The organism is Endozoicomonas euniceicola, assembly GCF_025562755.1.
Taxonomy (GTDB): Bacteria; Pseudomonadota; Gammaproteobacteria; order Pseudomonadales; family Endozoicomonadaceae; genus Endozoicomonas_A; species Endozoicomonas_A euniceicola.
The window spans coordinates 4,662,422-4,674,753 of record NZ_CP103300.1; the positions used below are offsets into that span (position 1 = coordinate 4,662,422).

General features: G+C 44.6%; 12 protein-coding genes and 1 pseudogene. All 13 read left to right on the forward strand.

The window, feature by feature from the left end; all coding sequences use genetic code 11:
* Positions 1–40 precede the first annotated feature (40 nt).
* The 13 genes and pseudogenes from NX720_RS18760 to NX720_RS18815 all read left to right on the forward strand — a co-directional run bounded on the left by NX720_RS18760 (position 41) and on the right by NX720_RS18815 (position 12,145).
* Positions 41–493 (forward strand): tellurite resistance TerB family protein, encoded by a 453-nt coding sequence (locus NX720_RS18760; protein WP_262596651.1) that lies wholly within the window; start codon positions 41–43, stop codon positions 491–493.
* Positions 494–1,102: an HAD family hydrolase gene (locus NX720_RS18765; protein WP_262596653.1), complete on the forward strand. Its 609-nt coding sequence runs from the start codon at positions 494–496 to the stop codon at positions 1,100–1,102.
* 1 nt (position 1,103) lies between these two features.
* Positions 1,104–1,679, forward strand: a complete 576-nt coding sequence (locus tag NX720_RS18770; RefSeq protein WP_262596655.1) for a TerD family protein — start codon at positions 1,104–1,106, stop codon at positions 1,677–1,679.
* A gap of 41 nt (positions 1,680–1,720) precedes the next feature.
* Complete coding sequence (locus NX720_RS18775) at positions 1,721–2,299, forward strand: TerD family protein (RefSeq protein WP_262596656.1); 579 nt, start codon at positions 1,721–1,723, stop codon at positions 2,297–2,299.
* Between the two features lie 573 nt (positions 2,300–2,872).
* Positions 2,873–3,484: a TerD family protein gene (locus NX720_RS18780; RefSeq protein WP_262596657.1), complete on the forward strand. Its 612-nt coding sequence runs from the start codon at positions 2,873–2,875 to the stop codon at positions 3,482–3,484.
* Positions 3,485–3,498: 14 nt separating this feature from the next.
* The gene (locus NX720_RS18785) at positions 3,499–4,647 is read left to right on the forward strand and encodes a TerD family protein (protein ID WP_318654057.1); all 1,149 of its coding nucleotides are present in this window, start codon (positions 3,499–3,501) and stop codon (positions 4,645–4,647) included.
* 341 nt (positions 4,648–4,988) lie between these two features.
* A pseudogene (locus NX720_RS27245) lies at positions 4,989–5,144 on the forward strand (DUF4236 domain-containing protein); the annotation flags it as partial.
* Positions 5,145–5,258: 114 nt separating this feature from the next.
* Complete coding sequence (locus NX720_RS18790) at positions 5,259–6,305, forward strand: hypothetical protein (RefSeq protein WP_262596659.1); 1,047 nt, start codon at positions 5,259–5,261, stop codon at positions 6,303–6,305.
* A gap of 67 nt (positions 6,306–6,372) precedes the next feature.
* Positions 6,373–7,011, forward strand: a complete 639-nt coding sequence (locus NX720_RS18795) for a VWA domain-containing protein (RefSeq protein WP_262596661.1) — start codon at positions 6,373–6,375, stop codon at positions 7,009–7,011.
* Between the two features lie 34 nt (positions 7,012–7,045).
* Positions 7,046–7,693, forward strand: coding sequence for a vWA domain-containing protein (locus NX720_RS18800; protein WP_262596662.1), 648 nt, complete (start codon positions 7,046–7,048; stop codon positions 7,691–7,693).
* A 15-nt stretch (positions 7,694–7,708) separates the two neighbouring features.
* Positions 7,709–8,740 carry a TerY-C metal binding domain-containing protein gene (locus NX720_RS18805; protein WP_262596663.1) on the forward strand — a complete coding sequence of 344 codons (1,032 nt, stop codon included), beginning with the start codon at positions 7,709–7,711 and terminating at the stop codon, positions 8,738–8,740.
* Positions 8,740–10,656 carry a PP2C family serine/threonine-protein phosphatase gene (locus NX720_RS18810; RefSeq protein WP_262596665.1) on the forward strand — a complete coding sequence of 639 codons (1,917 nt, stop codon included), beginning with the start codon at positions 8,740–8,742 and terminating at the stop codon, positions 10,654–10,656. Before NX720_RS18805 ends, NX720_RS18810 begins: the two co-directional genes overlap by 1 nt.
* A complete protein-coding gene (locus NX720_RS18815; protein ID WP_262596667.1) occupies positions 10,649–12,145 on the forward strand; it encodes a helix-hairpin-helix domain-containing protein in 1,497 nt (498 codons plus the stop codon). Before NX720_RS18810 ends, NX720_RS18815 begins: the two co-directional genes overlap by 8 nt.
* The last annotated feature ends 187 nt before the right edge of the window (positions 12,146–12,332 follow it).

Sequence of the window (12,332 nt, forward strand, 5' to 3'; positions counted from 1 at the left end):
GGGCTAAGCCCCTCAATTTATATTTGAGCGGAGATAAATTATGCTTAAGAGTTTATTTGATCAGGCAAAATCAAAACTGTTAGACCTGAAAAATGAAGCAATAAAGTATAAATCCAAAGAGTTTCTGCATGCAGCGCTCGGTGGCAGCGCACTGGTAATCATGGCTGACGGCAATATTGACGCCAATGAAAAGTCAAAAATGATGCGTTTTATTCAGAGTAATGACGCCCTGTCTATTTATGAAACATCTGAAGTGGTGAAAATCTGGAAAGACTACATTGAAACCATCGAGCTGGATGCAGATATAGGTGAGGCTAAAGCTTTTGACGCTCTTGGCAAAATTAAAGGGAAAGACGACCAGGCGAAGCTTGTGATGAGAATGGTCATCGCTATTGGTGCAGCTGATGGTAATTTTGATCCAGACGAAAAACGTATTGCTTCTCGGGTGGCTCGCGAACTGGATCTGGAACCGTCGGAGTTTGGCCTCGCCTAAATGAGTAACACATTGGTACTTTTTGATTTCGATGAAACGATAATCAAGGAAAACTCAGTAAAAAAGTTATTACATGCAGCGTCAGGCAGACGCTTCTTGTGGCCTATCGCAATACCTGCTCTGGTGGACTTCTCTGGATGGAAACAACTAAGGCAGAATATTAAAAACAGAGTATACAACGAGTGCTTATATGCATTAAGTGACACTGATCAATATCATTTTGGCCGGGCTTTTGGTATAAGATTTACCCTCAATTCAGAGGTGTGGGAAAAGATGAAGTACCACCATGAGCAAGGGCACACAATCTGGATTGTGACAGCTTCACCTCAGCCCTACGTTAAGGGGCTGGCAGAGGCTTTGAGTTTGCCATGCGAACTTGTAATTGGCACTCGGCTACCTTCCACCCCTGAGTTATTTGACCTCACTGAAATTGAATGTTCTGGTGGTAAAAAGGTGGATGAAGTTAACGCACAGCTTGCAAAGGGTGCGTTTTGTTTCAATACCATTTTGGCGTACGGCAACCTTCCCTGGGATCGCGAGATGCTTTCCATGGCTCATGAAGGCTACGTAGTCACAAATGGCAGAGTCAGTAAATACGGTAGAGATTAGTATGGCTATTAACCTACAGAAAGGTGGAAGGGTCAACCTGAAAAAAGAGGCTCCAGACCTCTCCAATATTCATCTTGGGCTGGGCTGGGATCTTCGTAAAACAGACGGCACTGATTTTGATCTGGATGCATCCATTCTTATGCTTGATCAGAATGATAAAGCGATCGGCGAAGGTGGCTTTGTGTTCTATAACAATGCAAATAGTGAATGCGGCTCAGTCAAACATCTGGGGGATAACAGAACAGGCGAGGGTGAGGGAGATGATGAAGTGCTAACTGTAGAACTCCCTAAAATTCCTGATTTTGTAAGCAAGCTTCTTGTCGCTGTTACTATTCATGATGCCGAAGCTCGCAACCAGAATTTTGGCATGATTGATAATGCTTTTGTCCGGGTGGCAAACAAGGATACTGGCGAAGATATCGCTCGTTACGACCTGACAGAAGATTATAGCGCTGAAACGTCACTTATTTTTGGTGAATTGTACAAAAAAGATGGCGCATGGCGCTTTGCTGCCAAGGGTGACGGCTTTGCTGGCGGCCTTGTAGCATTTTTAAACACTTACGGCCTGAGTGCTTAAGTTGTAAACCTGTATCATTTGTTAGTTAAGGATTAATTTTCATGGCTGTATCTCTTTCAAAAGGTGGCAACCTGTCTCTGGATAAAGCAGCTCCGGGGATTAAAAATGTTTTGATCGGTCTTGGTTGGGATGAGCGTGCAACCGATGGTGTAGAGTTTGATCTGGATGCCAGCGTATTTCTGATTAAATCAGATGGGAAAGTGCGTGGTGACCATGACTTCATTTTTTACAACCAGCTGAAATCTCAGTGTGGCTCTGTAGAGCACACTGGTGATAACTTAACCGGTGGAGGTGAAGGTGATGACGAGTCTATAAAAGTAGATTTATCTATGGTACCCACCGAAATTGATAAAATTGCAGTGACTGTAACCATTCATGACGCTGAGGCAAATGGTCTCAATTTTGGCCAAGTAGCCAACGCTTTCATTCGGATTGTCAATGAAGCTGACAACCAGGAAGTTTGTCGCTACGACCTGTCTGAAGATTACAGTATTGAAACTGCGATGATCTTCGGTGAACTATACCGCCACGGTGGTGAGTGGAAGTTCCGTGCTGTTGGTCAGGGTTATGAAGGTGGCCTGAAAGCCATGGCTCTGAACTATGGCGTTAACATTGGTTAATACTATATTTTCGTGGGTAGCCTGCCTGCGGTGATGGGTGTATCTGGGCATATAGCATATATGCCCAGTTCACACTTAAAAGAAAAAGGTTCTTGATGGATTCTGGGAGCTGTTCTCAGCCCCCCAGTGCGGTTTTCCCGTCTACAAATAGCGAGTATTTAGGCGTAAAACTGTCCACTGTGAAGCTGAATGTTCTCTCGCTAACCCAAAATGTTACGGATGTATAAGTCAGTTCCGTTGATCTGATGGCGTAACAGTGCAAATTCGTTGACCTGCCGCTTTTGTTTTTTCTGGTCACCATCAGTCGCTGAGAGTCAGAGTCAGGATCAGTTGTTTGTACTTAATGTCACTCAACATATCGAACTGGCAGATTAGTCAGGAGTTTGATCTGAATGCCAACGATGATCAGGAAATGACTCAGTAACTCATTTTGCCGCAGCGATGATGAGTTCGCTCGTGATGAAGGCAATGATGGCTTCCATAACGGTGTTGTTTAGGTATCTCCCCGGAATCCATCTATAACCATCGTAAATTACACGTACAAAAATTAATTTTTATTAAAAGGAGCAAGAAATGGCTATCAGCTTGCAAAAAGGACAACGCATCTCTCTTGAGAAAGATAATGGTTCTTCATTGCAAAAAATGTGTATTGGGGTTAACTGGGGAGCTATCGAGAAGAGAGGTTTTTTTGGACGCAAAAAAATGGAAGCTGTTGACCTCGACGCTTCTGTTGGTATATTTGCCGACAATGGTCAGCTTCTTGATGTTGTGTATTTTGGACAACTTAAGTCAAAATGCGGAAGTATTGTACACTCTGGCGATGATTTGACCGGTGATATGGATGGGGATGATGGCTTGGATAACGAAGTTATCCAAATTGATCTGAACAGGCTGTCGCCTCGGGCGAGTCAGCTGGCCTTTGTTTTGAATAGCTTCCGTGGGCATGATTTTAAGGATATTCCTTTTGCCCGAATCCGAATTTATGAAGGCTCACCAGAATATGTAAGCCAAGAGTTCGCACGATTTGATATTGCAAACGATGCAGCTTTCGGTGGCTCTGTGTCTATGATCATGGGTAAAATGTATAAGCATAACGGTCAGTGGAAATTTAACTCCATTGGTCAGCCAACCCGTGATGCAAAGCTTGAGCAGACGCTTACTACGTTCGCTCGTGAATGCGCTTAACGGGGTAGTGTCGTATGACTATCCAGCTGACACCAGGGGCCAATGCGCCGCTTCCTACCGCTGAAATATCGGTATCAGTCAAGACAGGCAAGGCAGCGGATGTCTCAGCTTTTCGACTGTACGCCGGGGGTAAAACAAAAAAAGACTCAGATTTCGTTTTTTACGGCCAGAAGATCAATGATGACAGTACTGTAAAGCTGGTTAGTCAGGGACTGGATACAGTTTTTAATGTTGACTTAGTCCGCATGAAAAATGATGTACAGCGCCTGGCTTTCTCAGCAACAGTTGATACTGGCACTATCTCGAATTTGGGTACTGTTAGTATCAGTGTTGCACAGGGTGTCAATATATTGGTACAAGCTGAAGTACCAATGGCTGGTCGGACTGAATCAGCACTGATTCTCGGTGAATTATACCGCCGAAATAATGAGTGGAAGTTCAGGTTTGTCTCTCAAGGATTCAATGGTGGTTTGGCACCTTTAGCTGAACACTTTGGTGTTGATATTGCCAGTGACAACAGCCATTCAACCCCGTCACCGTCTTCCTCAAGTGCAAAGTCCATCAGTCTGAGCAAGATTACCCTGACAAAGTCGAACCCGACAATCAGCCTGGAAAAGCGTGACAGCTCTTACGGAATGATGAAAGTTAACCTGAACTGGAATCAGAAAAGCACAGGGGGTGGACTCTTTAGTTTCTTTAAGAGCAATGCTATTGATCTTGATCTTGGTGCTTTTGTCAAACTCAAAAATGGCAACAAGCATGTTATCCAGGCTTTAGGTGAAGGCTTTGGTAGCTACACCTATGAGCCATTTGTTGAACTTCAGGGCGACGACCGCACTGGGGCTGTTTCAGATGGTGAATGGCTTCATATCAATGGCAGCAAGTGGGCTGAAATAGACGAGGTATTAATTTTTACCTTTATTTATGAAGGAGTACCCAATTGGGCAGAAACCGATGGTGTCGTTACCCTGCATATGCCCAATCAACCACCGGTAGAGACTAAACTGACTGAAGGCAATAACCAGGGAATGTGCGCTATTGCACGGCTGGTTAATGTCAGCGGTGTGCTTAAGGTTGAGCGTATTAACCAATACTTCAAAGGTCATAGCTGCATGGATGAGGCTTTTGGCTGGGGATTCCGCTGGGTCAGAGGCAGTAAGTAAAGCTGTTAAAAGGGTCAGCCAAAGGCTGATCCTTTTCCCGACTCTTTGAAGTGCGAAGTGGTTCTCATGAAGGGCTGCAAGAAATAGACGTGAATTTGGTGGGCAGCACTTGTGACAACATTTTTTTGCCTCACAGCAAGCATTACTGTTAGAAGCAAGCAGTTTATTAGCATAGATGCATATTTGAATTCATGTAGTTCAGGAAGCTCCTGCAGACCTTCGCACAGCCACTCTGGTGACCGCTAGTGACATCTTATTCAAGCTTTTTCCCTCTATTAAGTTTCCCCTCAAGTAACGTCCGGTATGTTAAGGGCATAGCAACTTTTTATCGAGAGTAATCCATGGGTCTTCGTTTTCGCAAAAGCATAACACTTATACCTGGTGTCAGGGTCAATCTTGGGCTAGAAGGAGCCTCCCTGTCTGTTGGTCCAAGAGGTGCCTCAGTCAATGTGTCCTCAAGAGGTGTGTACGGGAATGTGGGTATCCCAGGGAGCGGTATTTCATACCGAACTAGACTCGATAATAGAGCTCAAGGCAACAACTCACAGGCGCGTTCTCAGTCAGAGACTTCCTCTGTTAGTATAAATCTCTCCATAAACGACACTGGGGTAGTGGAAGCCTTTGATGAAAACGGCGTTCGATTGCCTCCACGTTATGTTAAGGCAGCAGAACAACAAAATCCGGATGTATATCAGGCTTTCTTGACACAACAGAGAGATAAGATCAATACACTGACTCAGGAGTTGACAGGTCTGGTTTTAGCCATTCCTGAACCTAAATACAGACCAACCCTGATCGATCGGCCATTTACTCTACCGATTCCTCAGAAAGAGCAAAATCCAGTGCTTTTGCCAGAGCAACCCAAAGAGCCAAGCAGGCCAGAAGTTTCTTGGATTGACAATAACATTTCTTTTTTCCGGACACGCAAGGCTAAGCAGTATGAAAGAAATAAGGAAGAGTATTTACAAGCACTGGCAGACTGGAAGAATCTGCAGGAAAAGCATCAAAGAGAGCAAAGCAGGATAGAGCAAGCTTATCGGGGGCAAATGACTCGTTACCAGGCAGAAGAAAATGCTCATAATGCTGAAACCCAAGCCCTGCAAAATAAGCGAGAACAATTGCTAAGAGAAGACACAGATACCATGTATGCGGTGTTTGAAGATGCTGTTCAAGAAATAGACTGGCCAAGGGAAACTCTGATTTCTTTCAACTTTAGCTCTTGTGGCAAGCAGCTTTATATCGATGTAGATCTCCCTGAAATTGAAGACTTTCCAGCAAGAGAAGCCAGCATTTCAGGTTCACGATTGCGAATAAAAAAAGTAACTGTTACTCAGCAACGCAGCATGTATGCTCACCATATCGGGAGCATCGGTCTTCTTCTGTGCGGCATAGGGTTCAACCGATTACCGACCACCAGACAAGTTGTCGTCAGCGGTTTTTCTCAAAGGAAAGATAACCGTACTGGTTATATCAATGACGAATATTTATATAGTTGCAACATGACTCGTCGACAGTTTAGTCAGTTAAACTTTGCCAATCTTGCCGAGCTTAATCCCATGGTAGCTTTGGGCCTCGGAGAGCTGCGTTGTAAAATGTCAAAAACTCATATTTTCAAGCCTATAGAACCATTTAGTGAACAAGAGCAGATTGCACAGTGAAGGATAGACTTCCACTACTCTGCACCAATGCCGGTTCAAATTAATTTATTTAAGGAGTAAAGCCACTATGAGACGCCTTCCCGTTTATTTACTCATTGACGTATCGACTTCAATGACTGGAGAGCCTATAGCTGCAGTTCGAAATGGTATTGATACCTTGATTTCCAGTCTTCGACAAGACCCCCACGCTCTGGAAACAGCAGCACTGTCAGTGATTGAGTTTGGTTCAGATGCTCAGCAGAGCGTCTCTCTGACTGAATTGATAAACTTTCAGGCTCCAACCATTGAGGCAAATGGCTGGACTGCAATGGGGGCAGCACTAACCCTGTTGAATGAACGAGTGGCAGCTGAAGTAAAAAAGACAACGCCTGAGAGCCGTGGTGACTGGAAGCCATTAGTTTTTCTTTTCACTGATGGTATGGCTACTGACGATCTTGAAAAAGGGCTGGCCGATCTAAATAGGTCCCAGCTTGGAGTTATAGTTGCCTGTGCTGCAGGACCGCATGCGAATCTTGAAGAGTTGAAAAAAATCACTGACTGCGTTGTAAGTCTGGATACCCTTGACAGTGCAGGTATAGCCGCCTTCTTTAAGTGGGTTTCAGCATCTGTTAGCACCAGTTCTGTGAAGATCGATCTCACGAAAAAAGACATCTCCACCCTAAGTGAACTTCCTCCACCTCCTGAAGAAGTGAAGATTATTGATTGACCCAGTTGAAATTTACTTTTGAAGTGAGAGCACAATGTCTCGACGATTACCTGTATACCTACTTATAGACTCTTCCGGCAGTATGGCGGGGGAACCTATTCATGCTGTCAATGTGGGGCTTAGCTCATTGATTGCCGGACTACGTCAGGATCCTTACGCACTTGAATCAGTGGCTCTGTCAATAATTACATTCAGCAATACTATTCAAGAACTATTCCCCTTGACGCCACTGGAAGATGTGCAAGTCCCTGAAATTGTCTTACCAAGAAGTGGAGCGACACATCTTGGGGAAGCACTTGAAATACTATGCAAAAAGGTGGAGGAGGATGTGAAAAAATCCACTTCTGCAAGCAAGGGTGATTTTCGACCCATGCTATTTGTACTGACTGATGGCAAGCCCAGTGACTTGCAGCTTTTTGAGCAAATGTCGAATAAAGTGAAACAAGCTAATTTCGCTACGATAGTAGGCTGTGCTGCTGGACCTAAAGCCAAATCGGAGTTTTTACAGAAGTTGACCAGCACCGTTGTAACTCTCGATACCATGGACTCATCAGCTTTCAGCGTATTCTTTAAATGGGTATCCGACTCTATTGCAGCGGGCAGCCAATCAGCGGGAGTATCCATGAATACAAGTAATGGAACACTGCCACCACCACCGGAAGAAATTCAGTTGGTATTGTAAATAAAGGAAGAAAATATGCGCCGATTACCTGTCTATTTCGTTCTGGATGTATCCGAGTCAATGGCTGGTACTCCTTTGCTCCAGTTAGAGAGTGGTATGGAACAGATCGTTCGATCTTTACGTACTGATCCTCATGCCTTGGAAACCGTTTATTTATCAGTGATCGCTTTTGCCGGAAAAGCAGACGTTATCGCTCCCCTGATTGATGTAGTTAGCTTTTATCCTCCCCGATTACCAATGGGCAGTGGCACCGCTTTAGGGGATGCTCTTAACTGTTTGATGAACAGCATTGAGAGAGACGTGGTTAAAACAACCCCTGACCGTCGCGGAGACTGGAAACCAGTAGTATTTTTAATGACTGATGGTCATCCCACTGACAATACTGATTCAGCGATTGAACGGTGGAAAAATCAATTTGCTCACAGAGTACAGTTAGTAGCTATTACCCTTGGTAATCAAGCTGGTACATCTGTACTTTCAAAACTCACTGATGACGTGCTCTGTTATGAAGGGAATGACGGTAAAACCTTTAAGCAATTCATTGATTGGATTAGTGCGTCTGTTACAGCCACTAGCCACGCTGTAGAGTCTAATAATGATGGATTATCATTGGCCAAGAAGCCTTCAAACCTCACGTTGGTGAAAGATTTTCCTGAACATAAAGAGCGTACGATAGATGAATCTGTTGTGGTTCTGCGTGGGCGTTGCCAGAAGAGCGAACGGCCTTATCTGATTAAATATAACCGCAGTGAGGATGCTGGCTTCAGTGGAAAGGAATTCGAACTCGAAGGAGCCTTTCCCATTGAAGAAAGTTTTTTTGCCTGGTCTGTATCAAGTGAAAGTGACTCTCAGGTAAATACCGAACAACTTGTGGGGGTTCCTCCCTGCCCTCATTGCGGCAATGCTACTGCTTTTGCTATGTGCTCTTGTGGAAAATTGCTTTGTATAAATGAACCAGGTGTTCACACCTGCCCTTGGTGTAAAAATGAAATAGAGTTTTCTGGCGAAGGTAGTGGTGGTTTTGATGTAGCACGAGGTAGAGGTTGATGCAGCAACTGCAGACAGTATCATCCGATGAAATCCAAAAACTTGTAACCACTCTTGGGTATCAACCAAATGAGGTGCTGGAAGTTCAGCTGTCAAAGGATGAGACATTCCAACTGGTCTTCTCAGCCGTTAAGTGTATTGTCTTGAAACATGCCGAGGGGCTCAACTTGTCGCCTGAAGCTCTGAGCAGTGAAGCTGTGACCATTAAAACACCAGAGGGAACCGTAAGTGAATGCGCTGAGAGTCAAACACCAGCTGATAACCACTTAAAGGAGGGACTTCAGGAGCCATCAGCGAAAACAATACCTGCCTCTGGTGAACCAGCAGCTTCGGAAGCTAACATATCCCACCACTCCCAGAGCAAGAAGTTAAAACAGTCGCTTGAGGAAAAAACTGGAGAGATACAGGAAGTTTTTCCCCTTGATACTTCGACAGAAAAGCCCCAGACAAGAACTGAATTTGATGAGAGTGACTCTGGAGCTAAGTCGTCAGAGCAACCAGTAGTTGAACAGGCTGAGCCAGAAGAGAGCCATGCATTACCTAAGCATGAGGCACCTTCGGCAAAAAAAAGCATTGATGAAGAGGAAAGTACAGAACCTCCGAAACCATCAGTGATAAACCCTCCTTTGAATAATGGGCAGGCAAGCGAAAATTCACCAACTGATGTAAAAAACTCTGCTTGTGACAAGGAGGAGGACGAATTGACTCAATCAATAGACAAAAGAACCCTGCGCACCAATATGCCAAACGGCATGTGTGGTCGGGAATATAGTCAGCCTATAGCGATTGACAGGCTACATGTAGAAAAGTTTTTTATACCTGAGGAGCTTGGTCTGTCATTTGACAGAAAAGCTGGCCTGCTCACTGGCTCTCCAAAACAGGACGGTGACTTCGAGATCAGATTAGAAGGTTGCATAGTGCCGGAAAGCCCCAGTGATGTACGGGAAGAGGTTTTTGTAATTGCGCGGCTCACTGTTAATCCTGACCCTCGCTCGCTTTGGAAGGAGATACCCTCAGATGAAGAGGCAAAATTCCATAAACCAGATTTTGATAGCTGTAGTAAAGACATTGGTAATATTCGCATGTTGGCTGCAAGTCAACGTGGTCGTAGTCATGCACATAAAGGAACACATCGCGATGATGAGGCTGGCATAAAATATCTTGAGGAAAGTGGTTGGTACATACTTGCTGTGGCAGATGGAGCTGGCAGTTGTGAATATTCGAGACAAGGTTCAAAACTCGCTGTTAACGTAGCGATTCATCACCTGACTGAAGCGTTAAATGGCGAAGTTGGAAAAAGGCTGGAAATGACCTTGCTGGGGCAGGAGGACCTTCGGAATTTAGGTAAAGATGCTAAGGAAGCTTCTGCTGAAACCTTGATCAGGGCTGCAAGTAAAGCGGCTAAAAGCATTGAGGAAGAAGCCCGACGTCATGAGTTAAATGCTAAGGATTTCTCAACAACCCTCCTTTTGTTGATTTATAAACCAACTGAAAAGGGGCATCTTGTCGTTTCATTCTCTATTGGTGATGGTGCTATTGCTGCTTACTCCCATGAGGATGGAGTAAAGCTACTATGTAACCCTGACAGTGGTGAATTTGCAGGGCAGACACGCTTTCTTGATAGCTCTGTTGTTCATTCAAAAAATGTGCATCAGCGTATCAAGGCATGCCTGATACCCAAGTTTACATCATTGATGGCTATGACTGATGGAATCACCGATGCAAAATTCGAAACAGAGTTGATGTTGAGCCAAGATGAGCCCTGGCGTCATCTTTGGGGTGAAATTGAACCAAATTTAAAGGGAGATACTGAAACAGCAAAACAATCTGTGCTTGAATGGCTTAATTTTTGGGTGCCTGGTAATCACGATGATCGCTCAATCGCCCTTATTAGAGGAGATGAGTCGTATGAGTGACATTGTGCGCATCGCCCTATCTGATGGTAATTATATTGAGTATGTAGATGAGTTAATTGGCTCCGGAGCCATGAAAGATGTCTATTTTACGCCATGTAAAACCAAGGTTGTTGCATTTTACCGTGATCCTCAGGGTGCTGCTGCACGTGATCGACTCGAAATGATTACAGGCGTTTACCGTGAGCGAATATTCAACGCACAGGGAGGTGATTACTGGAAAGACATGTTCTGCTGGCCTGAAAAGATAGTAGAGCATGAAGGAAAGCTTGGGCTGGTGATGCCAGTCTACCCCAAACACTTTTTCTTTGAATTTGGCAGTGTTAATGACGATATGCTGGGTATCAGAGGAAAGGAAAAGCAGGGTAAATGGTATGCATCGTCAAATAATCAGACAAAGTTTTTAGATCCTCGGGAACGTGGCAACTGGTTAAATTATTTACAAATTTGTTTGAAGATTTCTCGCACTGTCAGGCGAATGCATGCTGCTGGACTGGCTCACTCGGATCTGAGTTATAAAAATGTACTGGTGGCTCCGACGTTAGCTCAGACTTGCGTTATTGATGTTGATGGACTTGTTGTACCGGGGAAGTATCCGCCAGATGTGGTTGGTACTCCTGACTTTATTGCACCAGAATGTGTAGCTACCGCACACCTTGATAAAGATGACCCCCTGCGGGCGTTGCCCAGCATTCAAACAGACCGACACGCTCTTGCAGTGTTGATATACCAATATCTTTTGCTTCGCCATCCTCTGCGCGGTGACAAAGTGCATGCTCTTGACCCCCATGAAGATGAAACTCTGGCCATGGGAGAAAAAGCCCTATTTATCGAACACCCAGATAATCCGGGAAATCGTATCAAGCTAGATGATGTCAGGGATAGTGAGCTTCCCTGGAAAGATATTGGCAAACTACCATATACCATTACAGGGCCTTACCTGAGCAAACTATTTGAACGATCATTTATTGACGGTTTGCACAACCCAAATTCCAGACCAACTGCTGATGAGTGGGAAGCAGCACTGATCAAAACATTGGATTTGATCCAGCCATGTGAAAACGGGTGCTGTAGCCAAAGCTGGTATATTTTCGACAATACAACCAGCCCTGCTTGCCCGTTTTGTTCGACCAAGTATAAGGGGCAGTTACCTGTATTAAACCTCTATTCATCCAGAGACGGAAAGAGCTTCAAGCCAGATAATCATCGGTTAATGGTTTACCGGGATCAGTCATTGTTTCCCTACCATGTAAATCGGCAGCTTGTTCCAAATGAGCGTTTGGCTGATGAGCATAAGAAAAGAGTGGGTTATTTTATATATCACAATGATAAATGGTTGCTAGTTAATGAAAATATACCTGAGCTGACTGACGCAGCTAATAAGCGTCTTATTCCGCTGGGCGGTCATATAGAGCTTCGAGACAACCTGCAACTACTGTGTAGCAAAAAACCTGGAGGACGATTGTTTGTCGTTCAGTTGGTTCATGGGTAGTACTCCATCTCGCTCAAAATGACATTTTTGCAAAATCGAAACAAACGACGGAGTTACGATTCGAATTAAATATCATGCCCGGTTGATTGGCGGCGCTGGTTAATATATGACCCACCCTGCTGTTCAGGATTGCCCACCTCTACCGCTGAAATGACCCACGGTGTTGATTGAGTCACACAACCATTCA